Source organism: Microbacterium testaceum StLB037 (genome assembly GCF_008763945.1).
Taxonomy (GTDB): domain Bacteria; phylum Actinomycetota; class Actinomycetes; order Actinomycetales; family Microbacteriaceae; genus Microbacterium; species Microbacterium testaceum_G.
In genome coordinates this window covers 232,703-257,407 of record NZ_VTQH01000001.1, presented here as the reverse complement: position 1 = coordinate 257,407, position 24,705 = coordinate 232,703, and the positions used below count along the sequence as shown (strand labels likewise).

Genomic DNA, 24,705 nt, shown 5'->3' with positions numbered 1-24,705 from the left:
GTGACGCGCGTGACAGAACACGCGCAAGCGTTACGCAATGTTTATCGCCACGTCGGGGCAATGAACGGACCTCCCCCGCGGAGGGCATAGCCTCGTAGTACGTCGGGGGGCGTGCTGATACGTCTGTTTCCGTATCGCCACCCGGCATCTCGGGGAGAGGACCTCACCATGAGCGGCTCGGGCGTCGACGAGACGGCCTCGCCGCGCCTGCGCCGGGATCGCGCGCCGCACCCGTCGTCGCCGATCACCCTGCAGGGCCCCGGTCTCGGTTCACACGTGCGCGTGCCGCTCGGTGAGACCGGGTTCGACGTGTTCCCGCTCTTCCTCGGCGGCGGAGAGTTCGGGTGGAACGTCGACGCCCGTGCGAGCCACGAGATCCTCGACGCCTATGTGGAACTCGGCGGCAACGCCGTCCACACGGCCGACAGCTACGCGGCCGGCCGCAGCGAGTTCATCATCGGCGAATGGTTGCGCACCCGCCGCATGCGCGACGACACCGTCCTGACCGTGCGGGTCGGGGGTCACCCCGACAACCCGGGACTGGACTCGGTCAACCTCGTCCGCGCCGTCGAGGCCTCGCTCACGCGTCTCGGCACCGATCGCATCGACGTGCTCTCCCTCGACGCCGCCCGAGGAGACAAAGCGCTTCTCGAGGACACCCTGGCCACCAGCGAGTGGCTCGTCGACGCGGGCAAGGTGCGCGCGATCGGTGCGCACGGCTACACCGCGGCCCAGCTCGTCGAGGCGAGGATCCTCTCGTCCGCCGGGTACCCGCGCATCACGGTTCTCGACGTCCCCTACAACGTGCTGCGTCGCTCCGAGTTCGAGGGCGACGTGCGTCTCATCGCCTCGGCCCAGAACATGGCCGTCACCCCGTCGCACCCGCTGGCCCACGGCTTCCTCGCCGGCGAGACCCGCACCCGGGGTCGGTCGTCGCAGTCGGTCCGGGCCACGCAGGTCGCGGCGCACCTGAACCGTCGTGGCTCGCGCGTGCTGCGCGCTCTCGACGCGGTGGGCAACGAACTCGGACTCCCGGATGCCGCTGTCGCGGTGGCGTGGTTGCTCGCGCAGAAGATCGTGACGGCGCCGATCGTCAACGCCCTTGCCCCGCGCCACGTCGTCGAGTGCATGCGCGCCGTCGGGGTGCGTCTGAGTCGTTCGCAGCTGGCGGATATCGCGCGCGCCGCCGAGTGACGGACTCCCGCCGGGGGCGTGACGTAGGCTTGTCGATGAGGGCCGGGGGACGGCAGATCGACGAAGAAGTGAGCTGACGTGACGCACTACATCTACCTGGTGCGCCATGGCGAGCACCAGGATGCCGAGCACGGCCTGTCCGACGGACCGCTGTCACCGCGAGGCCAGCGTCAGGCCGCTCTGCTGGCCGACCGCCTTTCGGGACTCCCTCTCGACGCGGTGTGGCATTCCCCGCTCGAGCGCGCGGCGCAGACGGCCCGGGCCGTCGCCGACCGCCTTCCCGCGGTCACCCCCGAATCCTCGGCGCTGCTGTTCGACTGCATCCCGACCGGCATGACGCCCGAGACGCCCTCGGCGTTCGAGCCCTTCTTCGGCTCGGTGACCGAGGCCGAGATCGACGCCGGTCGGGCGCAGATGGCCGATGCCACCGCCGAGTTCCTCGCCCGGAAGACCGGCGAGGTCCACGAGCTGGTCATCACGCACAACTTCGTCATCTCGTGGTTCGTCCGCGAGGTGCTGCAGGCGCCCGATTGGCGGTGGATGACGATCAACCAGGCCTATTGCGGACTGACCGTCATCGCGCAGAAGAAGGGCCGACCCTGGACGCTCCTCTCGCACAACGACCTCGCCCATCTGCCGGTCGAGCTGCGCACCGGGCTGATCGATCCGCTCCCCGTTTGAGCTCGTCGCGGCGTGTCTGTGGATAACGCCGCGACGCCGCGTGGTCGCACCTAGGCTGGACGCATGACGACGCGTGTGGCCATCGTGGGCGGATCCGGAAAGCTCGGCGGGGTGATCCGCGCGGTCGTCGAGGCCGAAGAGGGCTACGAGGTGGTCGCGGTCCTGACCTCGGCATCGCCGCTCAGCGACATCGAGGGCGCCGACCTCGTCATCGACGCGACCACGCCCGCCGTCTCGATCGACGTCGTCCGCGCGGCGGTCGAACGCGGCATCAACGTGCTGGTCGGCACCTCGGGGTGGTCGAACGAGCGCATCGCCCTCGTCCGCTCCCTCGTCGACGACAGCGGCACGGGGGCTGTCTTCATCCCCAACTTCTCCCTCGGATCGGTGATCGGCAGCGCTCTCGCCGCGGCGGCGGCACCGTTCTTCCCCTCGATCGAGATCGTCGAGGCGCACCACGAGTCGAAGATCGACTCGCCGAGCGGCACGGCCGTGCGCACGGCCGAGCTGATCGCGGCCGCGCGGGCCGAGGTCGGCCCGGTCGAGTCGCCCCACGTCGACCAGCGCGCACGCGGGCAACGCGTCGCGTCGGTTCCCATCCACTCCCTCCGTCGGCCGGGCGTCGTCGCGCGGCAGGAGACGGTCCTCTCCGGCGCGGGGGAGTCGCTCACGATCGTGCACGACACGATCGAACCGGCGAAGGCCTACGCTCCCGGCATCCGCATCGCCCTCGCCGCGGCGCGCGAGGCGCGCGGAGTGCACGTGGGTCTCGACAGCTTCATCGACATCGGGGTGCGCACCCGTCCCCTTCCGGCGGAGGCGCCGATCGCCGATGGCGACGTGTCGGGCCAGGTGGCGGGCGTCACCAGCGCATGAGAGTGCGCGTCGCGGTCGCCGTCATGACGGTGCTGCTGTTGATGTACGTCGTGCTGGCAGGTCAGCGGGCCATCGTGCTGCTGTCGAGCGGCGAGACCGTCGGCGTCGTGATGGGCATCGCGCTGCTGGTACTTCCGGCCCTGGCCATCTGGGCCATCGGCCGCGAGCTGTGGTTCGGCGTGCGCGCCCAGCAGCTGGGGGAGCGGTTGGATGCCGAGGGCGGACTGCCCGACGAAGACCTTCCGGTGCGTCCGAGCGGACGCATCGAGCGCGCCGACGGCGATGCGTTGTTCCCGAAGTATCGCGCCGACGTCGAGGAGCACCCCGGTGATTGGCGCGCGCGGTATCGGCTCGGCCTCGCCTACGACGCGGCGGGCGATCGTCGCCGGGCGCGCGACGCCATCCGGACCGCGATACGCCTCGAGACGGCGGAGCGTCGCGCGGCCTGAAAGCGGACGGCCGGGCGGCGGGGCCTGCGCCGGTGAGACGCGGTGCGTCCGAGCCTGCCCGGTTTGGCACCCGCTGGGCTCAGACCGCGTCGGCCCCGCCCCCGCCGCGCTCAGGCCGCGTCGTGCCCAGCCCCTGCCGCGCTCAGGCCGCGTCGGGATCGATCCGCGCTGGGCTCGGGCCCCACCGCGTCCAGGCGGCGCTGGGCTCAATCCCCGTCGTGCTCAGGCCGCGTCGTGCGCGGGGACGGCCGCGGCCACGGCCTCCTCGACCGTGCGGTGCGTGAACGCGAATCCGCTGTCCTCCAGAACGGTGGGGCGAACGTCGGCATCCGAGGTGAGAAGGGCGTCGGTGGCGTCGGAGCCGAGCGCGAGCTTGACCCCCCAGATCGGTGCGCGCACGAGGTAGGGGCGGTTCATGCGACGAGCCAGGGCGAATCCGAGGTCGTTGGCTGTCGCGCGCTCGGGACCGGTGAGGTTGACGGGTCCCGACAGGTCGGAGTCGATGACGTGGCGGATGGCGCGCACCTCGTCGTCGAGCGAGATCCAGGGCCATACCTGGGTGCCGCGCCCGATCGGGCCGGAGATGCCGAGCTTGGTCAGCAGCAGTAGCGGCTTGAGCACGCCCTGCTCGTGCACCACCGGCGCGGTGCGCAGCAGAGCCACGCGGGCCGCGTCCCCGGCGGCGCGAGCGGCGTCTTCCCAGTCGACGCAGATGTCGGCGAGCAGCCCGGATCCACGTTTCGACGTCTCGGTCAGCACGGCCCCGGGCTGGGATCCGTAGAAGCCGGTCGCGCTGGCGTTGACGAGGGCCGGGGCGTCGTCGCCGAGAGCGCGCACGGCCGTCGCGAGGGTGCGGGTCGGGGTGATGCGCGACCACAGCAGTGTGCTCTTGTACGAGGGGGTCCAGGGGAAGTGTCCGATGGATGCGCCGTTGAGGCACACCACCGCGTCGGCACCGGCGATCACATCGGGGTCGAGCGGGCTGGCGTCCTGCATCCAGTGCACCTCGTGGGGGCCGGTCGGCTCGCGACGCACGAGCGAGGTGACCTCGACGCCGTCGCCGCGGAGCGAGTCGATGAGGGCTGAGCCGATGAGGCCCGACGCGCCGGCAAGGACGACGCGTCGGGCCGGAGTCTCAGGCAAGCGTGGCCTCGAGGGTGATCTCGATACCCGTGAGTGCCTGCGACACGGGGCAGTTGGCCTTCGCGTCGGCGGCGATCTTCTGGAACGTCTCGTCATCGAGCCCGGGGACGACGGCGTTGACGTTGAGGTGGCTGCCGGTGATCCCGGTGCCGGGCTTGAAGGTGACCGACGCTGTGGCGTCGACCGACTCGGGAGGGGTGCCGTTGTCGGCCAGGGCGTTCGAGAGAGCCATGCTGAAGCACGACGAGTGAGCGCCGGCGAGCAGTTCTTCGGGCGTCGTGACCGAGCTCGACCCCTCGCTGCGCGCCTTCCAGTTGACGTCGAACGTGCCGATACCCGACGAGGTGAAAGTGACCTCACCCGATCCCTCGAACAGGCTGCCCTTCCAGGCGGTGGTGGCTTCGCTCGTGACGGCCATGGGGAACCTCCATACGTGTCCGCGCGGTCAGGAGCGACCGCGACGCGGCCAGCCTAGTGAGGGCGTCCGACACCGCGCGGGTCTTGACAGCGGTCTGCGCGGGAACGCTCAGGCGGCGGCGGGACCGCGTCGCCCGATGAGCCCCGCACGTTGCAGCACGAGGTAGAGCTGGCATCCGAGGCACAGTCCGAAGACGGCGTTGAGGAACGCGGCCACGAACGCCATCGCCGCGGCGATCGGCAGGGCCCACGGCACCCCGGCGAGGTGCAGGAGCAGTCCCGCGGCGGTGACGAAGAGCCCCACGCCCTGGGCGAAGCGCGGCGGGCGCGGATCTTCGAACTCGGTCGGGGGCGCGAGGCGGGGCTGCACGAGCCGGCGGTACAGGACGCCCCAGGGCGCGGTGCGCGGCCACGCGACGCCCCAGACGAACAGCAGCGCGACCACGAGCACCAGCAGGAAGCCGGGATCGGCGGCCCGACCGAGCAGCGACGCCTGTTGCACGGCCCAGGCCTCGGGGCGGAAAGTCGCGTCGGCGAGGGGCTGATAGGCGAACCACCCGAAGGCGCCTCGCCGCGTCGAGATGCCGAGGAGGCTGAGCGCGGTCGCCACGAGGAGGAGGACAGCGGTGAGGGATGCCGCGAAGCGCGGGCCGCGGGCGTCGATGCGGGTGGGGTCAGGCACGGGAGGGCTCCTTCTGCAGGCGGGTCAGCTCGCTCTCGACCGCGGTGCGCTCGAGCGTCCCGCCGAAGCGGGTGCGGATGATCCCTCGTCGGTCGAGAACGAGGGTGGTCGGGGTCTGCAGGACGCGGAAGCGCTGAGCGAGATCGGGGCGGTGGGTCAGGTCGACGTCGACGTAGTCGACGCCCTCGCGGCTGTCGGCGACCTGCGTCAGGATGCGGCGGACCCCCGGGCAGCGCGAGCAGATCTCGGTGCTGAACTGGACCAGGGTGGCCTCGGTGCCGAGACGGTCGGTGCCGAGGAGGCGAGGATCCACCACCTCCGCCGAGTCGACGGTGCGTGCGCGCCCCTGGCGGTGACGGAGCACGAGGCCGGCGACCGTCGTCAGCACGACCAGCGCCGCGACGGCCAGGAGAGCGAAGGTCACGTCCACGACGCATAACGCTAATGCGCGGTGAGGCGCGAGGGGCCGATGAGTCACTGCGTGACGCCGGCGTTCCTCCCCAGGCGACGGCATCGTCGCGCTGTCCACCGAGTGGACCGTCGACACCCGGACGCGGACGCTTCGCGGGTATCGTGAGGGCCGTGACCGCCGACATCCCGACGCCCTACGAAGATCTGCTCCGCGACGTTCTCGAGACGGGAACGCACAAGTCCGATCGCACCGGAACGGGAACGACGAGCGTGTTCGGCCGCCAGATCCGGTTCGACCTCGCGGAGGGGTTCCCGCTCATCACGACCAAGCGCGTGCACCTGAAGTCGATCGTGTATGAGCTCCTGTGGTTCCTGCGCGGAGAGTCGAACGTGTCGTGGCTGAAGGACAACGGGGTCACCATCTGGGACGAGTGGGCGGATGCCGACGGCGAGCTCGGACCCGTCTACGGCGTGCAGTGGCGCTCGTGGCCCACCGCCGACGGCGGGACGATCGACCAGATCGCGCAGGTCGTCGAGCAGATCCACCGCGACCCCGACTCGCGCCGCCTGATCGTGTCGGCCTGGAACCCCGCCGACATCCCCGACATGGCGCTCGCCCCGTGCCACGCCCTTTTCCAGTTCTACGTCGCCGGCGGCAAGCTGTCGTGCCAGCTCTACCAGCGCAGCGCGGACATGTTCCTCGGTGTCCCCTTCAACATCGCCTCCTACGCGCTGCTGACTCTCATGGTCGCGCAGCAGACGGGCTTGGAGCCGGGGGAGTTCGTCTGGACGGGCGGTGACTGCCACATCTACGACAACCACCGCGACCAGGTGCAGGAGCAGCTCTCGCGCGACCCCTACCCGTCGCCCACGCTGCGCTTCGCGCGCACGCCGGACTCGATCTTCGACTACACCTACGACGACATCGTGGTCGAGGGCTACCAGCACCACCCGGCCATCCGCGGAGCCGTCGCGGTATGACCAGGGTCGGCCTCGTCTGGGCGCAGGCGCACGGCGGCGTCATCGGCGCCGACGGCGGGATGCCATGGCATGTGCCCGAGGATCTCGCTCACTTCCGCGCGGTGACCGGGTCGCGCGACGTGATCATGGGCCGGCGCACGTGGGAGTCGCTCCCGCCGCGCTTCCGGCCCCTGCCCGGACGCCGCAACATCGTCGTGACGCGCTCGGAGGCGTGGGCGGACGACGGCGCCGAGCGGGCGGCCTCACTCGACGACGCTCTGGCCCGGGCTCGAGGCGGCGAGGTCTGGGTGATCGGGGGAGGCCGGCTCTACGCCGAGGCGATCCACCGTGCCGACGTCGTCGAGCTCACGCGCCTCGACGTCGAGGTCGACGGTGACACCTTCGCTCCGTCGATCGACGGATGGACGCTCGAGACCGCCGACCCGACGGAGGGCTGGAACACCTCGAGCAGCGGCATCCGCTACCGCTTCGAGACCTACCGGCGAACGGGGGACTGACGTGGCCGTCGCGCTGATCACGGGGGCGAGCTCGGGCCTGGGCGCTGAGTTCGCCCGTCAGCTCGCCGCCCGCGGCGCCGATCTCGTGCTCGTCGCGCGCGACCGGTCCGCTCTCGACGCTGTCGCCGACGACATCCGGGCGCGATCGGGGGTCTCCGTCGAGGTGCTTCCCGCCGATCTTCTCGACGGCGGGGCGCTCGCCGCGGTCGAGGAGCGTCTCTCCCGGGGCGTCGACGTGCTCGTCAACAACGCGGGGTTCGGGCTCGATCTCGCCTTCGAGAAGAATGCGATCGACCTCGAGGTCCGCCATCTCCGCCTCCACGTCGAGGCCGCGATGAGGCTGACCCATGCCGCCCTGCCCGCGATGCTCGAGCGGGGGAGCGGGCGGATCGTGAACGTCGCCTCGGTCGCGGGTTTCGTCCCGCGTGGCACCTACGGAGCGGTGAAGGGGTGGCTCATCTCGTTCAGCCGCTGGGCGAATGTCGTCTACCGCCCCCGCGGGGTCACCGTCACCGCGGTGTGCCCCGGCTTCGTGCACACGAACTTCCACGAGCGCCTCGGTCTGCCGCCGGGAAAAGAGGGGGTCCCGCCCGGCATGTGGCTCGACGCCGAGAGGGTCGTCCGCGAGGGACTGCGCGACGCGGCGAGCGGCCGGTCGGTGTCCATCCCCTCGTGGCGGTACAAGGCGCTCGTCGCCGCCTCACGGCTCCTCTCCGACACCGCGGTCGTGCGCGCGGCCATGCGCGGCCGCTGAACGCCCGCGGCGGTCGTCCGGAGAACCCCGGGAAGGTCAGCGGAATCGCCCGAGCCGGATGCCCGCGAGAGCCAGCGCGCCGATGGTCTCGCCGTCCGAGACCGCTCCGCTCGCGACGAGTTCGAGCGCCTCGGCGAACGGGATCCACCGCACGGCGTCGATGCCCTCCTCGTGCTGCGAGGCCGCGGCATCCGTCGTCGTCAGGCCCCGCGCGAGGAACACGTACTCGGGAGCGTCGGCGATGCCGTTGAGCGCGTTCATCCGGCCGAGCGGGATCCACTCGGATGCCGTGACGCCGGTCTCCTCGAACAGCTCGCGCTTGGCGGCCTCCAGCGGATCCTCCCCGTCGGAACCGCCCGCGGGGACCTCGAGCGAACGGCCCGTCGTGTAGCGCTCGAGCTCGACGAAGCAGATCCGTTCCTCGTCGTCGAGGGCCACGACGAACACCGCGGGGTGCTGCATCCGCACGACGCCGTAGATACCGTCGCCGTGAGGGCCGGTCACCTCGTCCTCGCGCACGTGGATCCAACGGTTCTCGTAGACGGTGCGCGATGAGCGGGTGGTCCAGGCCATGACGCCCACCCTAGGACGCGGCCGTGGTCACGCAGTGTTCACCCGGGCGCGGGACCGCGCCGAGGTCGGCGCGCCGCGTACCGATATCCTGGGGGCATGACGCACTCCGGCAATCCCTTCGGTCAGGTGCTCGTCGCGCTCATCACCCCGATGACCGCCGACGGCGAAGTCGATTGGCCCGCCACCGAGAAGCACATCGACGACGTCATCACCGCCGGTGCCGATGGCATCGTCGTCACGGGCACCACGGGCGAGACCTCGACCCTCACCGACCCCGAGAAACTGCGTCTCGTCGAGGTCGGCAAGAGCGTCTCCGCCGGCCGCGCCAAGATCATCACGGGCGGTGGCTCGAACGAGACCGCGCACGCGATCGAGCTCTACAAGGCGAGCGAGAAGGCCGGCGCCGACGGCATCATGATCGTCACGCCGTACTACAACAAGCCCACGCAGGCTGGCATCCTGACGCATTTCCGTCTGGTCGCCGACGCGACCGACCTGCCGGTGATCCTCTACGACATCCCGGGCCGAACCGGCGTGCCGATCAAGTACGAGACGATCCTGCGCCTGGCGAAGCACCCCAACATCCTCGCCATCAAAGACGCCAAGGGTGACTTCAGCGAAGTCAGCCGCGTTCTCAACCAGACCGACCTGCTCTACTTCTCCGGCGACGACGCCAACGTGCTGCCGCACCTCTCGATCGGTGCGAGCGGCCTCATCGGCGTGACGGCGAACATCACCGCCACGCCGTACCGGACGATCGTGGATGCCGTGAACGCGGGCGACCTGGCCTCGGCCACCGCCGCGCACAAGAGCCTGGAGCCGCTCGTGCGCGCCGTGATGACCCACGTGCCCGGCACGGTCGCGGCGAAGTACATCCTGCACGGCCTCGGCCGCATCGGCAGCCCCCGCGTCCGCCTGCCCCTCGTCGGGCCGGAGGAGTGGGAAGCCGCGGTCATCGAAGACGAGCTGGCCCTCGTGAAGGACGTGGCCGGCGCCGACTTCTCCAACTTCCGCCCCGACCGCAACGCGGCCGCCGGCGGTGCGCTGCCGAAGGTACACGGCACCACGAGATAAGCATCGGCGTCCGCCGAACCGCGGCCAGGGACGCGACAAAACGGATGCCGGGTGACGGCATCCAAAAACGAAGGGATGCCGCCTCGCGGCGTCCGAGGAGGCTCATATGCCCACTACCCCGTTCGACCCGCCCGCGCTCGCCGCCGGCACACTCCGCGTCATCCCGCTCGGCGGTCTCGGCGAGGTCGGTCGCAACATGACCGTCTTCGAGTACGACGGCAAGCTGCTCGTCGTCGACTGCGGGGTGCTCTTCCCCGAGGAGCACCAGCCCGGCGTCGACCTGATCCTGCCCGACTTCGAGCCCATCAAGCATCGCCTCGACGACATCGTCGGCGTCGTGCTGACCCACGGGCACGAAGACCACATCGGCGCCGTCCCCTACCTGCTGAAGCTGCAGAGCGACATCCCCCTCATCGGGTCGGGCCTGACCCTCGCGCTCATCGAGGCGAAGCTCAAAGAGCACCGCATCCGGCCCTACACGCTGACGGTGAAGGAAGGCCAGCACGAGAAGGTCGGGCCGTTCGACCTCGAGTTCATCGCGGTCAACCACTCGATCCCCGACGCCCTCGCCGTCGCTATCCGCACCCCCGCGGGTCTGGTGCTCGCCACCGGCGACTTCAAGATGGACCAGCTGCCGCTCGACGGCCGCATCACCGACCTCCGCTCCTTCGCCCGCCTGGGCGAGGAGGGCGTCGACCTGTTCCTCGTCGACTCCACCAACGCCGACGTCCCGGGGTTCACCCCCACCGAGCGGGGCATCGGTCCCGTGCTCGACCAGGTCATCGCCAAGGCGCCGCGTCGTGTGGTCGTCGCGAGCTTCTCGAGCCACGTGCACCGCGTCCAGCAGGTGCTCGACGCGGCCCACGCCAACGGTCGCCGCGTGGCGCTGCTCGGCCGCAGCATGGTGCGCAACATGGGCATCGCCGCCGACCTCGGCTACCTCAACGTCCCCGACGGCGTGCTCATCGACTACAAGAAGGCGCGCGATCTCCCCGACGACCAGATCGTCTACATGTCGACCGGTTCGCAGGGCGAGCCGATGGCGGTGCTCAGCCGCATGGCCAACCTCGACCACGCGATCGAGCCGGGCGAGGGCGACACGATCATCCTGGCATCCAGCCAGATCCCCGGGAACGAGAACGCGATCTATCGCGTCATCGACGGACTCACCAAGCTCGGTGCGACCGTCGTGCACAAGGGCAACGCGAAGGTGCACGTCTCGGGTCACGCCGCCGCCGGCGAGCTGCTGTACTGCTACAACATCCTGAAGCCGAAGAACGTCCTCCCCGTGCACGGCGAATACCGTCACCTCATGGCCAACGCCAAGCTCGCGCGGGAGACCGGCATCGCCGAGGAGAACACGATCCTCGGGGAGAACGGCACGGTCGTCGATCTGCGCGACGGTGTCGCGAAGGTCGTCGGTCAGGTGGACATCGGCTTCGTCTACGTCGACGGGTCGTCGGTGGGCGAGATCACGGATGCCGACCTCAAGGACCGCCGGATCCTCGGGGAAGAGGGGTTCATCTCCGTCATCGTCGTCGTCGATTCGGCGACCGGCAGGATCGTGTCCGGGCCCGATATCCACGCGCGCGGCGTCGCCGAGGACGACAAGGTCTTCGACAGCGTCAAGCCGAAGATCGCGGCCGCCCTCACCGAGGCGGCGAAGTCGGGCGTGCGCGACAACCACGCCCTCTCGCAGGTGGTCCGTCGCACCATCGGCCGCTGGGTCAATCAGTCGCTGCGTCGCCGGCCCATGATCGTGCCGATGGTCATCGAGGCCTGACCCTCCGTCGTTCCCGCTCCCGCGCGGGGCCGACGCTCGCTATCATGCGGGCATGCCCGGCCTCCCGATCCGTGCGGCGCTCGCCTCCGACGGCGCCTTCCTCGCCGATATGACGGTCGAGGCCGCGACCTGGCGCGCCGGAATCTCGCGACCGCGTCACGAGATCGTGAGCAGCCCCGACTACCGTCGCTACATCGCCGGGTGGATGCGCCCGGGGGATGCGGGATTCGTCGCCGAGTCGCCGAGCGGCGAGCCGGTCGGGGCGGCGTGGTACCGCATGCTGCCTCGCGACGAGCCCGGCTTCGGGTGGGTCGGTACCGGGGTGCCCGAGCTGATCATCGGCGTGCGCCCGGTCTGGCGCGCACACGGCACCGGGCGCGCACTGCTGCAGCGCCTCGTCGACCACGCTCGAGCCCAGGGCTACGCGCGCATCAGTCTGAGCGTCGAGCGCGATAACTATGCGGTATCGCTCTACCGCTCGGAGGGGTTCGCCGTCGTGCGGAAAGGCCTGGGACGCGACGTCATGGTCAAGCGCCTGGGCTGAAGTCCGCGTCGGTACGGGCGAATGTCGGGGGTCGCGCCTACCGTGGAGGAATGCCTCGTACCTCGTCACCGTCCGGCGGACGCGCTCCCGCCAAGGGATCGTCGCGCGCGAAGGCCGCGGCACCCGCGTCGAAGCGCTCCGCTCCGGCGCCCAAGCGCTACGTCGACGAGCCCGAGAAGCCGGCCGTCGCCGTCCGCGCCTGGATGGCCGTCGCCCACGGTGTGGGTGGCATGTTCCGCGCTTTCGGCCCCGAGAATCTCGAGCGCGAACAGCGTCGCGACGGCTTCCCGTTCTTCCTCGTCGTGCTCGCCGCCCTCGGCGCGGTGGTCGAGTGGTTCTTCATCGGGACGGATGCCGCTGCGCTCATCAGCGCATACAGCTTCGGCATGCTCTTCGGGCGGGTCGCGTTCGTGCTGCCCGTGCTGCTCCTCCTGCTCGCCGGCTGGTTGTTCCGTCACCCCGCGTCGGTGCACGACAACGGCCGGGTGGGCATCGGTTTCGGCCTGTTCGTCATCGTTCTGTCCGGTTTCTGCCACGTTGCCGGCGGGCGTCCAGCGCCCAGTGACGGGGGCCCGCCCGTCCTCAGCCCCGCGGGCGGCATCGCAGGCTGGATCGTCGGCGAGCCGCTCGCCCTCGTCCTCACGAACATCGGGGCGTACATCGCCCTCTCCGTGCTCGCGGTGCTGAGCATTCTCATCCTCACCAAGACGCCGCCGAATCGCATCGGCCGCCGTCTGGGCGATCTCTACGCCTGGATGTTCGGGGCCGAGCGCGTCGAGCGCGACGAGACGGCGGCGACGCAGGTGCTCCCGACCGACGACGCCGACGACGAGCCGGCGGAGAAGTCGTTGCCGTGGTGGCGTCGCAACAAGACGGGTCGCGAAGAAGAGACCGACGGGTCCCTCGGGTCGAACGACCTGACAGAGCTGCTCTCGCCCGGAACGACGCAGGGCGGTTTCGAGTCGGCGATGGTCGAGCCCGAGCCGGTGACCCGTCCGACGCCGCCGCCCCTGCCGCCCGCGCCCGATGCGCTGACCGAGGTGTTCGACGCCACGGCTCTCGCGGGAGCCGCCGCGGGTCGCGGTCTGCACGACGACTCGCCCCTCGACGCCGTCGTCGACGACGACCTGCCCGGCATCTCGGGCCTCGGCGGAGACCACGCCGGTGCGCCGCCCGCGGCGAACTACCGTCTGCCCGCGGTCACCGCCCTCGCTGCCGGAACACCGCCCAAGGCGCGCTCCGCGGCCAACGACGCGGTGGTCAAGGCCATCGAGAGCGTCATGGAGCAGTTCAAGGTCGACGCCCGCGTGACCGGTTTCTCGCGCGGTCCGACAGTGACGCAGTACGAGATCGAGGTCGGTCCGGGCGTCAAGGTCGAGCGCATCACCGCGCTGACCAACAACATCGCGTACGCCGTCGCCTCGAACGAGGTCCGCATCCTCGCGCCTATCCCGGGCAAGAGCGCGATCGGTGTCGAGATCCCCAACGCCGATCGCGAGATCGTGACCCTGGGCGACATCCTCCGCTCGGATGCCGCGACGTCGTCCACCCACCCGATGACCATCGGCGTGGGCAAGGACGTCGGCGGCGGTTTCGTCGTCGCCAACCTCGCGAAGATGCCCCACCTGCTGGTGGCCGGCTCCACGGGTTCGGGTAAGTCGAGCTTCGTTAACTCGATGATCACGAGCCTGCTCATGCGGGCGAAGCCCTCGGACGTGCGCATGGTGCTGATCGACCCGAAGCGCGTCGAACTCACCTCCTACGCGGGCGTGCCGCACCTGATCACCCCCATCATCACGAACCCGAAGAAGGCGGCCGAAGCGCTGCAGTGGGTCGTCAAAGAGATGGACATGCGGTACGACGACCTCGCGTCGTTCGGGTTCCGCCACATCGACGACTTCAACAAGGCCGTGGTCGCGGGCGAGCTCCAGCTGCCCGCGGGTAGTGAGCGGGTGCTCAAGCCCTACCCTTACCTCCTCGTCGTCGTCGACGAGCTCGCCGACCTCATGATGGTCGCCCCGCGCGACGTCGAGGACTCGATCGTGCGCATCACCCAGCTCGCCCGAGCCAGCGGCATCCACCTCGTGCTCGCCACGCAGCGCCCGTCGGTCGACGTGGTGACCGGTCTCATCAAGGCGAACGTGCCGTCGCGTCTCGCATTCGCGGTGACGAGCGTCACCGATTCCCGGGTCATCCTCGACCAGCCCGGCGCCGACCGCCTCATCGGGCAGGGCGACGGGCTCTTCCTGCCGATGGGCGCCTCGAAGTCCCTGCGCGTGCAGGGCGCGTGGGTGAGCGAGCAAGAGATCGAGAAGGTCGTCGCGCACGTCACGCAGCAGGCGCGGCCCGAGTACCGCTCCGACGTGCAGGCAGCGGCCGAGAAGAAGGAGATCGACGCCGACATCGGTGACGACCTCGAACTGCTGCTCGCCGCCGCAGAGCTCGTCGTGTCGACGCAGTTCGGCTCGACGTCGATGCTGCAGCGCAAGCTCCGCGTGGGCTTCGCCAAGGCAGGTCGGCTCATGGACCTCCTGGAGTCGCGCGAGATCGTCGGGCCGTCCGAGGGGTCGAAGGCACGTGACGTCATGGTGACGAACGAGCAGCTCCCCGCGGTGCTCGCGCGACTGCGCGGCGATGACGCTCCGCCGACCGCCGCGGCCGATCCGGACGACCGCTACGGCTCGGATCCGATCGAGGCGCAGTTCGAGGGACTCCCCGTCGTGAACGCCGACGACGACGAGGGCTCCGAGGACGCCTGGCAACTGACGGGGCGCGACTGATGGCCGTGCACCCGCAGCTGCCCAACGCGATCACGATCGCGCGCATCGTCTGCGCCCCTGTCTTCCTCTGGTTGCTCCTCGCCGACGCGGGCGCTGACGGCGGTCTGCGGTGGGCCGCAGCGGTGCTGTTCATCGTGGCGATCGCCACGGACGGCGTCGACGGCCACATCGCTCGCACGTACGACATCGTCAGCGATCTGGGCAAGCTCCTCGATCCCATCGCCGACAAGGCCCTCACCGGGCTCGCTTTCGTCGGTCTGTCGATCCTGGGCGAACTGCCGTGGTGGATCACCATCGTCGTTCTCGTGCGCGAGATCGGCATCACCGTCTACCGCTTCGTCGTCGTGAGCGACCACGTGCTGGCGGCAGCCTGGATGGGCAAGCTCAAGACCGTGTTCCAGGCGATCGCCCTGTCGATCGCCCTCATCCCCTTCGCGGGCCTTTCCGACGCCGCGGGCTGGCAGTCCGCCGTCTGGTGGGCTTCGGTGGTGACGATGACCATCGCGGTGGTGCTGACCATCGCGTCCGGTATCGACTACGTCGTCACCGAGATCCGCGCGGCGCGCAAGACGAGGGGCGCTCGGTGATCGACGGCATCCCCGAAGACCTCGACGAGACCGTCGTCCGCACACCCCGCGAGAGCGCGGTGCTCCTCCTCGAGCGCTTGGCCGAACTCGGGTGGACCATCGGTGTGGCCGAGTCGCTCACCGGCGGACTCGTGGTGTCGTCGCTCGTCGACATCCCGGGCGCCTCGCGCGTCGTCCGCGGGGGAGTGGTGGCGTACGCGACCGATCTGAAGCACGGCCTGCTCGGCGTCGACCAGACCCTTCTCGAGGCTCACGGCGCTGTCCACCCGCGCGTGGCCCGACAGATGGCTCGGGGCGTGCGCGACGTCCTCGGCCGCGACGGCATCCCCACGGACGTGGGAATCGCCACGACCGGCGTCGCCGGTCCCGAGCCGCAGGACGGTCAACCGGTGGGGACCGTGCACATCGCCGTGTCGACACCCCTGGGCACGCGGGTCGACTCGCTCGTCATCGCCGGGGACCGTGAACGCATTCGCCGAGAGACGATGCATCTGGCGTTGCGGCGCGCGCTGGCGGCGCTCTGACGACCCCGCGAGCACCGCTCGAGAAAAAGTGGGAACAAATCATCGCATATCCCGGTTTCGTGTAGCGATTCCCATCCGGTGCACAGCGCGCGGCATTAGGGTGACCACAGAAGGTGTTTCACAGTCGTCCACGGAGGGCGACGACGGAATCAGCAGTGAGGAGGGCCCCAACATGATCCTGGTTCGTCAAGAGATCGGCGAAGTCCTGCGTGACCTCCGCCAGCAAAAGGGTCGCACCCTCCGCCAGGTCGCCAGCCGTGCGAGTGTCGCCCTCGGTTACCTCAGTGAGGTCGAGCGCGGGCAGAAAGAAGCGTCGAGCGAGATCCTCGCGTCGGTCGCCGAAGCCCTCGACGTCCCCATCTCGACCATCATGCGCGAGGTCGGCGACCGCCTCTCCGTGCTCGAGGGCCTGCAGACCTTCCCCGATGTCGTGCCCGACGAGCTCGTCGCTTCCGTCGAGCCCGAGCTCTCGCTCCGCTGACCACCGCTCTCCGTGCGTCGTAGCGAATTCGATCGCGCCGTCAGCGACGAGTTCGGCGCGCGAGGCGGGTCTTTGCTGACCGACCTGGTGCTGTCCGCGGTGGGCGGACGCACCAGCGTCGATGCTCTCGCCGCCGGGGTCGATCCGCGTGACGTCTGGCTCGCGCTGTGCGAAGAGACCGATGTGCCGGAGAACCGTCGCTACGGCGTGGGTCGCTTGGAGCCGCGCCGCTCCTGACCGGGTGCGCCGGTCGAGAATCCTCGTCCGCGGGAGTTTCGGTTCTTTCGGAACCCTGTTCGGCGTGTCATCGAATCTACGTTCGAAACGGGCGTAGGCTCCTGCACAGCAGGGTGTTCTCCTCGCTCATCCCCAATGGGGACGTTCTCCGACACCAATGTCGGAGGCCCTCCCTAACGTGGGAAGCGTCGAACGACACTCTGAACGCCTTGTCGGGTAAACCCACCGTCGGTGGGAGGCGCGACAGCCTATAGGCGACCGGAACGCGAGAAGAAAGAAGACGTCATGCCCTCACCCGCAGAGCGCGAAAAGGCCCTCGAGTCCGCGCTGGCTCAGATCGATCGGCAGTTCGGAAAGGGCTCGGTCATGCGACTGGGCAGCGACGACCGGGCTCCCATCGAGACCATTCCCACCGGTTCCGTCGCCCTCGACGTCGCTCTCGGTATCGGTGGTCTTCCTCGCGGCCGCATCATCGAGATCTACGGTCCGGAGTCGTCAGGTAAGACCACGCTGACGCTGCACGCGATCGCCAATGCGCAGCGCGCCGGCGGTATCGCCGCGTTCATCGACGCCGAGCACGCCCTCGACCCCGAGTACGCCAAGAAGCTCGGCGTCGACATCGACGCCCTCCTCGTCTCGCAGCCCGACACGGGTGAGCAGGCGCTCGAGATCGCCGACATGCTGATCCGTTCCGGCGCGATCGACCTCGTGGTCATCGACTCCGTCGCCGCCCTGGTCCCCGAGGCGGAGATCAAGGGCGAGATGGGTGATTCGCACGTCGGCCTGCAGGCACGCCTGATGTCGCAGGCGCTGCGCAAGCTCACCGGTGGTCTCAACACCACGAAGACCACGGCGATCTTCATCAACCAGTTGCGCGAGAAGATCGGTGTGTTCTTCGGTTCGCCCGAGACCACGGCCGGTGGAAAGGCGCTGAAGTTCTACGCGTCGGTGCGACTCGACATCCGCCGTATCGAGACACTGAAAGACGGGACCGAGGCCGTGGGCAACCGCACGCGCGTCAAGGTCGTCAAGAACAAGATGGCGCCGCCCTTCAAGCAGGCGGAGTTCGACATCCTCTACGGTGTCGGCATCTCACGCGAGGGAAGCCTCATCGACTTCGGGGTCGAGCACGCCATCGTCAAGAAGTCGGGTGCCTGGTACACCTACGAGGGCGAGCAGCTCGGCCAGGGTAAAGAGAACGCGCGTAACTTCCTCATCAAGAACCCCGACATCGCGGCCGAGATCGAGTCGAAGATCAAGTCCAAGCTGGGGATCGGCGGAGCTCCCGCGGCCGCTGCCCCGGCGGATGACGAACTGGCCGCGCGTCGCCCGGCCTGATGACCGACGACACGTGGGACCCCGGTCGTCGCCCCTCGGTGGGAGAGGGCGGCAGCCGGGGTCACGGTGACGACGTCCGTCGACGAGACGACACGCTCCGTCCGAACGACTGGGGTGGTCTCGACGAGACCCCGGAGAGCCGCAGCGGACTTCGCGTCGTCGACGATGTCGATCTCGCTCCGGTGATCCCGCTCTTCGGGGCGGTGCCCCGCTCTGGCAGGCAGCACCCGTCGCGCAGAGGTGAGGTCGCGATGGATGCCTCGGACGGCGACGTCGGGCCGGTCGTCCCGGCCCGGGAGAAGACGCCGCGGGCGGGGGCGCGGCCGCGCCTCACCGTGGTCGGCGACAACGGGGGCGACCACGCCGGGGGCGACCTCGACGGGAGCAACCTCGACGGCGGTGACGCTCTTCCCGATCGGGTCGAGATCCGCGACCGGGCCGAGGCCGTCCTCTTGCGCAAGCTCCGCTCTCGCTCGCTGTCCCTCTCCGAGGCGCGTACCGCTGTGCGGGGGGTCGACGGCGCCGACGATGCGATGGCCGACGAGCTCGTCGACCACTTCGTCGATCTCGGGTACCTCGACGACGCCGCCTTCGCGGAGCAACTCGCGATGTCCGCCGTCGAGCGTAAGGGCGAGGGGCGACGCGCCGTCGCCGAGACGCTGCGCAAGCGTGGCATCCCGCGGGATATCGTCGAGGCGACTCTCGCCGAGCTGCCCGACGACGATGCCGAGCGAGCGCTGGACTTCGCGCGGTCGAAGGTGCGCGGGGTCGAAGGCGAAGACCACGATGCGGCCCTGCGCCGACTGGCGGGCCAGCTCTCGCGGCGCGGCTACCCCTCGTCGGTGGCTCTCACCGCCGCGCGCACGGCGCTCAGCGAGGCCGGGATCGGCCGAAGCCGATCGTTCGGGCGCCCGTCATCGGGAGTACGGTTCACGCCCGACGAGTGAGCCGACGCGGCGAGCCGCGCCGCGCCGCGTCATCGGTCACGCCCGCCGACTGACGGTGAGGGCGCGGGGTCCTTGCGCCGCCACGAGCCGTGCGAGCTCTTTACGCGAAGCGGTGCCCGTCTTCATGCGTGCTTGATACACGTGCGACTCCACCGTGCGGATGGACAGATAGAGACGGGCCGCGATCTCCCGATTGGTGAGGCCCTCGTTCGCGAGCAGAGCGATCTCGCGTTCGCGGGGTGTGAGGTCTTCCGACACGCCCTCGGGAGAGGGCGGGGCGGCTACCGCCCGCGGGGTGCCCGCGCCCGGCTCCGCGTCCTCCGCGCTCGACCACAGGGCGTGCAAGCGCAGTTCGTCGACCGGCACGTCCTGCTCCTCGAGTGACTGTCCCGCGGCTCGTCGCACCGCCACCGCGGCGAGGGGCAGGTCCGAGGTCGCCGCGAGCTGGATCAGCTCGTCGATCTCGCGCGCGCACGCTTCACCGAGGGTGACGAGGCGGAAGAGGTCTCGGATGCGCAGCGCGACGGCGGTCGTGCCCGCCGAGAGCTGCGCGGTCAGGCGCGCCGTCTGCCGTGCCTCGTCGAGCCGCCCCTCGGCCGCGAGGACCGTCGTCTCGACGTAGAGCTTGCTCCTGGCCACGAGGGGCACGACGTCCGAGTCGAAACGTCGGAGGATCTCGCGGGCCTCCGCGGTCGAGCCGGCCATGGCCAGCTCCTCCGCCACCCCCAGCTCGATCATCGAAGCGTCCATCCCCGTGACCGCGGAGGGCTCACGAAGCAGGGCGGTGGCCAGTTCGCGGCGCGACTCCGCCGGGCGGCCCGCACCTGCATAGGCGATCGACGCGGCCGCACCGGCGATGGTGAGCGCCGCGGCCCCGCCCTCGCGTGCGGTGGTACTCAATTCGCACTCCAACCGGCGGCGCACCGCTTGCCCGTCCGCGCCCGCGATTTGATAGCCGGCGAGCATCGACATGATGGCCGCGATGCGCTCGCGGACCCCGATGCCTTCGGGGCGTTGCCGTGCATCGAGCACGCGCTCGACGGCCTGGAAATGGTGTCTTCCGCGGCTCCATCCGCCGCGGAAGGTCTCGGCGACGCCGGCCGCGACGAGGGCGCGCAGGTGCATCGCGGGCGACGCCGAGGTCTCCGCGACCGCCTCCACGGCGATGTCGGCGGCTTCGGCCCAGTCCATGGCGCCCCCCGCTCGGGCGGAGGCGGCCAGAAGATGGTCGATACGAGCGTCGACCTGGGCAGTCGGGGGCGCGCCGTCCGTCACGCATCCGGCCTGGGCATCCGCGTGTGAGCGGGCGAGCCGTCGCCGGGCGGCGGCATCCGTCGTGTCCACGTCGAGACCGAGGAGAAGCGCGTCTTCTCCGCCGGCGATCCGGGCTTCGGCGCGCAGAGCCGGGTCGTCGACGGCTCGAAGCCCGCGCGCGGCGTGCGCCGCGGCGTGACCGCTGTCGCCTCGGTCGTTCGCCTCGCGGGCGGCATCGAGGGCGACGCGCCCTCGCAGAGCGGGGGAGTAGGCGGACTCACCCGAGGCGTCCACACCGAGTCGGTGCCACCGTTCCGAGATCGTCACGGCGATCGTCGCGCTCCACCACTCGTCGGCTTCGGCGAGCATGCGCGAACCGGCCGCTTCGACGAGCGCGTCGACGACGTCCGGACCCAGGCGCCGTTGCGCCTCGTACCCGACGAGGTCGTTGGCGGTGAGCAGCCGCTCGGCGGACGCATCGGCGTGCAGAAGCCCCGTCGCGAGAAGGGCTTGGACGCTGTCGCCGTCGAATAGTCGGGTGGCCACGGCGGTTTCCAGGTGCGGGAGGCGCCGGATACCGGCGAGACACTCCAGGTCCTCGCGGGGGAAGTCCGAGACGTGACGCTCCAGTGCCACGGCGAGTCCGCTGTGCGGAGCGACGGTGCGGACCGCGGCAAGGGGATCGAGACCGCTACGGGCGGAGCTCGTCGCGCTGAGGACGAGGTGCCGCAGGAGCGCTCGTGACCCGTCGGCGCGCCACACGAGACCCGCGCGCGTGGCGCTGTCCAGCAGCTCTGCGTCGGGGAACAGGTCCATCATCGCGAGGGCGTCGTCCCCGTTGAGCTCGGACAGGTCGATCCGCTCCGCGAACCCGTCCAGCCAGAGGTCGAGGATGGCCCGGCGGACGATCGCCATGTCGTCCGGGCGATCGATGGAGCGGGGGCGCGCTGTGCGCAGGCCGATGACCGCGCGCACCCGACCTGCGGCGATTCCTCGCGAGAGGGCCCTCATAGACTTCACGTCGAGGACGTCGACGTCATCGACCACGATGACCCCGTTGACCTCGTCCGCGCCGGCCGGACCCCTCAGGCTCGAGAGTCCCGCGGCGTCCAGGCCGCCGAACGGGACGTCCGAGAGCGTCGACGAGGTCCGGATCTCCCCGGCGAGGGCCCCGTGCCGGTCCAGCTCCGCGGCGATCGTGCGCAACAGGTAGCTTCGTCCGCTTCCGCGCGGGCCCGCGATGACGAGTGACGCACCGCCGCGTGCGCGTTCCGCCAGGGTCCCGGCATCCCGATCCGACCCGATCAGTCCTTTCGACAATCTCGCCGAACGGTCTTCCCCCATGAACTTCTCCCCCCGGAGACCGTCCGCAGACCTCGCGGACGATGACGTGTCCCCAAGATACCGACAGGGGACGCATCGACTCGTCCAGATCGCGCACCCTTCGACCCGCTAAGCGTCAAAAGCTGCCCGCACTGTGGGAATGAGGACGGCACACGATCACCCGGGGCGCACAACCGCGGCGTTTAGACTGACACACATCATGACCACCCCCGTTTCGACCCCGACGCTGATCGCCCCGTCCGCCGCCGCCCACGGTCTCGACGGGCCCCGGACGTACGAAGTGCGTACCTTCGGGTGCCAGATGAATGTGCACGATTCGGAACGGCTGTCCGGCTCGCTCGAGAGCGCCGGTTACGTCCGGGCGGATGCCGGCACCGAGGCGGATGTCGTGGTGATCAACACGTGTGCGGTGCGTGACAACGCCGCGGGCAAGCTCTACGGGACGCTCGGACACCTGAAGTCGCGTAAGGACGCGCACGCGGGGATGCAGATCGCCGTGGGTGGATGCCTCGCCCAGATGGACAAGGATGCGGTGCAGCAGAAGGCGCCGTGGGTCGACGTCGTCTTCGGCACCCACAACATGGGGTCGCTGCCCGGAATGCTCGAGCGCGCGCGTCACAACGGCGAAGCCGAGCTCGAGATCCTCGAGTCGCTCGAGATCTTCCCGTCCACCCTCCCGACCAAGCGCGACTCGGTCCACAGTGGGTGGGTGTCGATCTCGGTCGGCTGCAACAACACCTGCACGTTCTGCATCGTGCCGAGCCTGCGCGGCAAAGAGAAGGACCGCCGCCCCGGCGACATCCTGAACGAGATCCGCCTGCTCGTCGACGACGGGGCCATCGAGGTCACGCTGCTGGGGCAGAACGTCAACTCCTACGGCGTCGAGTTCGGCGACCGCCTGGCGTTCGGCAAGCTGCTGCGCGCCGCGGGCGAGATCGAGGGGCTGGAGCGCATCCGCTTCACGAGCCCGCACCCGGCGGCCTTCACCGACGACGTGATCGCCGCGATGGCCGAGACGCCCGCCGTCATGCCGCAGCTGCACATGCCCCTGCAGTCGGGGTCGGACCGCATCCTCAAGGCGATGCGCCGCTCGTACCGCAGCGAGAGATTCCTCGGCATCCTGGACCGCGTGCGCGAGCGCATTCCGAACGCCGCGATCACGACCGACATCATCGTCGGCTTCCCCGGCGAGACCGAGGAGGACTTCCAAGAGACGCTGCGCGTCGTCGAGGCCGCGCGCTTCTCGAGCGCCTTCACCTTTCAGTACTCCATCCGCGAAGGCACTCCTGCCGCCACCATGGCCGACCAGGTGCCCAAGGCCGTCGTGCAGGAGCGCTACGAGCGTCTCATCGCGCTGCAGGACCGCATCGCCGCCGAGGAGAACCAGAAGCAGCTCGGCCGCACGCTCGAGGTGCTCGTGTCGACGGGCGAGGGCAAGAAGGACGCAGAGACCCACCGCCTCACCGGCCGCGCCGAAGACAACCGCCTCGTGCACTTCGAGCTGCCCGCGGGTTCGCCCGTGCCGCGCCCTGGCGACGTCGTCTCGGTGACGGTGACCCATGCGGCGCCCTTCCACCTGCTCGCCGATGCTCCCGACGGCGCACCGCTGCGCATCCGCCGCACGCGGGCCGGCGACGCCTGGGACCGCTCGCAGGCGGAGTCGTGCGGAGTCCCCGCGCCCGCGGGCGAGAGCGGCGCACCGCGCGCGGTGTCGCTGGGCCTTCCCACCCTCCGCGTCGGCGTGTGACCGCGCCGGTCCTCTGGGCCGTCGTCGGCGCGACGGGAACGGGGAAGACCGGGCTCTCGCTCGACCTCGCCGAAGCTCTCGCGCAGCGCGGACGCCCGGCCGAGATCGTCAACGCCGACGCGATGCAGCTCTACCGCGGCATGGACATCGGCACCGCCAAGCTCCCCGCGGCGCAGCGTCGTGGCATCCCGCACCATCTTTTCGATGCCCTCGCGGTGACCGACGAGGCCGCGGTGGCCTGGTATCAGGATGCCGCCCGCACGGCGATCCACGAGATCCACGGCCGGGGCGCGGATACGATCCTCGTCGGCGGCTCGGGGTTGTACGTCTCGAGCGTGCTGTGGGACTTCCGCTTCCCCCCGCGCGATGAGAGGCTGCGCGCGGAGCTCGAGGCCGAGCTCGAGGCGCACGGCGCGGGCGTGCTCTTCGCGCGGCTGCGCGAGGCCGATCCCACCGCTGCGCAGCGCATCGACCCGCGGAACGGGCGCCGCATCGTGCGCGCCCTCGAAGTGCTGGCGCAGGGCGTCGAGACCCACGGGGGTGCTCTTCCCGAGGCGCCGGTGTTCTGGCATCCGGACACGACGATCCTCGCCACCGCGATCGCGCGCGAAGAGCTCGTTCCGCTGCTGGACGCGCGCGTGGAGCGCATGTGGGCGGAGGGACTCCTCGACGAGGTCGAGGCGTTGCGTGCGGAGGGCCTCGAACGCGGGGTGACCGCCGGGCGGGCGATCGGCTACGCGCAGGCCCTCGGGCAGCTGCGCGGCGAGCTGACCCGCGACGAAGCCATCGCCGAGACGCAGGCGCTCACGCGGCGGTACGCGCGTCGGCAGGTGTCGTGGTTCCGGCGGTATGCCGGGGCCCGGTGGGTGGATGCGCGGACAGTGGATGCCGGCACCCTGGCAACCCGAACGGGGGAGGTCTCGTGACGATCGACATCCGGGCATTCGCCCCGTCCGACGAGGACGCCGTGGTCGCCCTCTGGGAAGAGGCCGGCCTCACCCGGCCGTGGAACGACCCGCGGGCCGACATCCGCCGCAAGCTCAGTGTGCAGCCGGAGCTGTTCCTCGTGGCCGTCGATGGCGGTCGGGTGGTGGGCAGCGTGATGGCCGGGTACGACGGCCACCGCGGTTGGCTCTACTACCTCGCCGCCGCGGCCTCGCACCGCGGTCAGGGCATCGGGGGCCGCCTCGTCGCCGAGGCGGAGCGCCTGCTCGAGGCCATGGGGTGCCCCAAGGTGCAGCTCATGGTGCGGCCCGACAACACCGGTGCGCGCGGCTTCTACGACGCGCTCGGGTACGAGCCCTTCGACACGTGGGCGACCGGGAAGCGGCTCGTCGTCGACGGTCCCGGCGGTCCGCCGCCGCCGGCCCGAGCGACGAGCGGATGACGACCGCTCCGTAGACTGGG

The 24,705-nt window shown here is 70.3% G+C and carries 26 protein-coding genes; 20 read left to right on the top strand and 6 right to left on the bottom strand.

Features of this window, described 5'->3' with window-relative positions:
* The first annotated feature begins 168 nt into the window (after positions 1-168).
* The 4 genes from F9B98_RS01305 (at position 169) to F9B98_RS01290 (ending at position 3,200) form a co-directional block, all read left to right on the top strand.
* Positions 169-1,194, top strand: coding sequence for an aldo/keto reductase (locus F9B98_RS01305; RefSeq protein ID WP_150951788.1), 1,026 nt, complete (start codon positions 169-171; stop codon positions 1,192-1,194).
* A gap of 78 nt (positions 1,195-1,272) precedes the next feature.
* Positions 1,273-1,875 (top strand): histidine phosphatase family protein, encoded by a 603-nt coding sequence (locus F9B98_RS01300; RefSeq protein WP_150951784.1) that lies wholly within the window; start codon positions 1,273-1,275, stop codon positions 1,873-1,875.
* A 63-nt stretch (positions 1,876-1,938) separates the two neighbouring features.
* A complete protein-coding gene (gene dapB, locus F9B98_RS01295; protein ID WP_150951781.1) occupies positions 1,939-2,751 on the top strand; it encodes a 4-hydroxy-tetrahydrodipicolinate reductase in 813 nt (270 codons plus the stop codon).
* Positions 2,748-3,200 carry a hypothetical protein gene (locus tag F9B98_RS01290; protein WP_150951779.1) on the top strand — a complete coding sequence of 151 codons (453 nt, stop codon included), beginning with the start codon at positions 2,748-2,750 and terminating at the stop codon, positions 3,198-3,200. Before dapB ends, F9B98_RS01290 begins: the two co-directional genes overlap by 4 nt.
* A gap of 222 nt (positions 3,201-3,422) precedes the next feature.
* Here the strand turns inward: F9B98_RS01290 and F9B98_RS01285 are convergent, their stop codons facing one another.
* The 4 genes from F9B98_RS01285 to F9B98_RS01270 form a co-directional block, all read right to left on the bottom strand.
* On the bottom strand, positions 3,423-4,343 hold the full coding sequence (locus F9B98_RS01285; RefSeq protein WP_150951776.1) for a TIGR01777 family oxidoreductase: 921 nt from the start codon (positions 4,341-4,343) through the stop codon (positions 3,423-3,425).
* Positions 4,336-4,761: an OsmC family peroxiredoxin gene (locus tag F9B98_RS01280; protein WP_144828335.1), complete on the bottom strand. Its 426-nt coding sequence runs from the start codon at positions 4,759-4,761 to the stop codon at positions 4,336-4,338. The genes F9B98_RS01285 and F9B98_RS01280 overlap by 8 nt, the downstream gene beginning before the upstream one ends.
* A 108-nt stretch (positions 4,762-4,869) precedes the next feature.
* Positions 4,870-5,442, bottom strand: coding sequence for a DUF4395 domain-containing protein (locus F9B98_RS01275; protein WP_150951773.1), 573 nt, complete (start codon positions 5,440-5,442; stop codon positions 4,870-4,872).
* Positions 5,435-5,872, bottom strand: a complete 438-nt coding sequence (locus tag F9B98_RS01270) for a TlpA family protein disulfide reductase (RefSeq protein ID WP_150951770.1) — start codon at positions 5,870-5,872, stop codon at positions 5,435-5,437. The genes F9B98_RS01275 and F9B98_RS01270 overlap by 8 nt, the downstream gene beginning before the upstream one ends.
* A 152-nt stretch (positions 5,873-6,024) precedes the next feature.
* Between F9B98_RS01270 and F9B98_RS01265 the strand changes: the two genes are divergently transcribed.
* Genes F9B98_RS01265 through F9B98_RS01255 form a run of 3 tightly spaced genes read left to right on the top strand, consistent with a single transcriptional unit; the run spans position 6,025 to position 8,085 of the window.
* Complete coding sequence (locus F9B98_RS01265) at positions 6,025-6,834, top strand: thymidylate synthase (protein ID WP_150951767.1); 810 nt, start codon at positions 6,025-6,027, stop codon at positions 6,832-6,834.
* Positions 6,831-7,331 (top strand): dihydrofolate reductase, encoded by a 501-nt coding sequence (locus tag F9B98_RS01260; protein ID WP_150951763.1) that lies wholly within the window; start codon positions 6,831-6,833, stop codon positions 7,329-7,331. Before F9B98_RS01265 ends, F9B98_RS01260 begins: the two co-directional genes overlap by 4 nt.
* A gap of 1 nt (position 7,332) precedes the next feature.
* Complete coding sequence (locus tag F9B98_RS01255; RefSeq protein ID WP_150951760.1) at positions 7,333-8,085, top strand: SDR family NAD(P)-dependent oxidoreductase; 753 nt, start codon at positions 7,333-7,335, stop codon at positions 8,083-8,085.
* 36 nt (positions 8,086-8,121) lie between these two features.
* Here F9B98_RS01255 and F9B98_RS01250 read toward each other — a convergent pair whose 3' ends face one another.
* The gene (locus tag F9B98_RS01250; RefSeq protein ID WP_150951757.1) at positions 8,122-8,658 is read right to left on the bottom strand and encodes an NUDIX domain-containing protein; all 537 of its coding nucleotides are present in this window, start codon (positions 8,656-8,658) and stop codon (positions 8,122-8,124) included.
* 96 nt (positions 8,659-8,754) lie between these two features.
* Between F9B98_RS01250 and dapA the strand changes: the two genes are divergently transcribed.
* The 10 genes from dapA (at position 8,755) to F9B98_RS01200 (ending at position 18,953) form a co-directional block, all read left to right on the top strand.
* Entirely contained in the window at positions 8,755-9,732 is a 978-nt protein-coding gene (dapA, locus tag F9B98_RS01245) for a 4-hydroxy-tetrahydrodipicolinate synthase (RefSeq protein WP_150951754.1), read from the top strand.
* Between the two features lie 106 nt (positions 9,733-9,838).
* Complete coding sequence (locus F9B98_RS01240; protein WP_150951751.1) at positions 9,839-11,515, top strand: ribonuclease J; 1,677 nt, start codon at positions 9,839-9,841, stop codon at positions 11,513-11,515.
* Positions 11,516-11,567: 52 nt separating this feature from the next.
* Entirely contained in the window at positions 11,568-12,059 is a 492-nt protein-coding gene (locus F9B98_RS01235; RefSeq protein WP_150951749.1) for a GNAT family N-acetyltransferase, read from the top strand.
* 50 nt (positions 12,060-12,109) lie between these two features.
* Positions 12,110-14,839 (top strand): FtsK/SpoIIIE family DNA translocase, encoded by a 2,730-nt coding sequence (locus tag F9B98_RS01230; protein ID WP_150951745.1) that lies wholly within the window; start codon positions 12,110-12,112, stop codon positions 14,837-14,839.
* Positions 14,839-15,426 carry a CDP-diacylglycerol--glycerol-3-phosphate 3-phosphatidyltransferase gene (pgsA, locus tag F9B98_RS01225; protein WP_150951742.1) on the top strand — a complete coding sequence of 196 codons (588 nt, stop codon included), beginning with the start codon at positions 14,839-14,841 and terminating at the stop codon, positions 15,424-15,426. Before F9B98_RS01230 ends, pgsA begins: the two co-directional genes overlap by 1 nt.
* Positions 15,423-15,950, top strand: a complete 528-nt coding sequence (locus F9B98_RS01220) for a CinA family protein (protein WP_150951738.1) — start codon at positions 15,423-15,425, stop codon at positions 15,948-15,950. Before pgsA ends, F9B98_RS01220 begins: the two co-directional genes overlap by 4 nt.
* Positions 15,951-16,122: 172 nt before the next feature.
* Positions 16,123-16,431, top strand: a complete 309-nt coding sequence (locus tag F9B98_RS01215; protein ID WP_055835145.1) for a helix-turn-helix domain-containing protein — start codon at positions 16,123-16,125, stop codon at positions 16,429-16,431.
* Positions 16,432-16,443: 12 nt separating this feature from the next.
* Entirely contained in the window at positions 16,444-16,668 is a 225-nt protein-coding gene (locus F9B98_RS01210; protein WP_150951735.1) for a DUF3046 domain-containing protein, read from the top strand.
* A gap of 285 nt (positions 16,669-16,953) precedes the next feature.
* Complete coding sequence (recA, locus tag F9B98_RS01205; protein ID WP_150951733.1) at positions 16,954-18,006, top strand: recombinase RecA; 1,053 nt, start codon at positions 16,954-16,956, stop codon at positions 18,004-18,006.
* The gene (locus F9B98_RS01200) at positions 18,006-18,953 is read left to right on the top strand and encodes a regulatory protein RecX (RefSeq protein WP_225310182.1); all 948 of its coding nucleotides are present in this window, start codon (positions 18,006-18,008) and stop codon (positions 18,951-18,953) included. The genes recA and F9B98_RS01200 overlap by 1 nt, the downstream gene beginning before the upstream one ends.
* Before the next feature lie 36 nt (positions 18,954-18,989).
* Here F9B98_RS01200 and F9B98_RS01195 read toward each other — a convergent pair whose 3' ends face one another.
* Entirely contained in the window at positions 18,990-21,527 is a 2,538-nt protein-coding gene (locus F9B98_RS01195; RefSeq protein ID WP_191966614.1) for a helix-turn-helix transcriptional regulator, read from the bottom strand.
* 223 nt (positions 21,528-21,750) lie between these two features.
* Between F9B98_RS01195 and miaB the strand changes: the two genes are divergently transcribed.
* The 3 genes from miaB to F9B98_RS01180 are packed head-to-tail and all read left to right on the top strand — an operon-like array spanning position 21,751 to position 24,685.
* Positions 21,751-23,298, top strand: a complete 1,548-nt coding sequence (gene miaB, locus F9B98_RS01190) for a tRNA (N6-isopentenyl adenosine(37)-C2)-methylthiotransferase MiaB (RefSeq protein WP_150951727.1) — start codon at positions 21,751-21,753, stop codon at positions 23,296-23,298.
* Entirely contained in the window at positions 23,295-24,224 is a 930-nt protein-coding gene (gene miaA / locus F9B98_RS01185; RefSeq protein WP_150951724.1) for a tRNA (adenosine(37)-N6)-dimethylallyltransferase MiaA, read from the top strand. Before miaB ends, miaA begins: the two co-directional genes overlap by 4 nt.
* The gene (locus F9B98_RS01180) at positions 24,221-24,685 is read left to right on the top strand and encodes a GNAT family acetyltransferase (protein ID WP_150951721.1); all 465 of its coding nucleotides are present in this window, start codon (positions 24,221-24,223) and stop codon (positions 24,683-24,685) included. Before miaA ends, F9B98_RS01180 begins: the two co-directional genes overlap by 4 nt.
* Positions 24,686-24,705 lie beyond the last annotated feature (20 nt).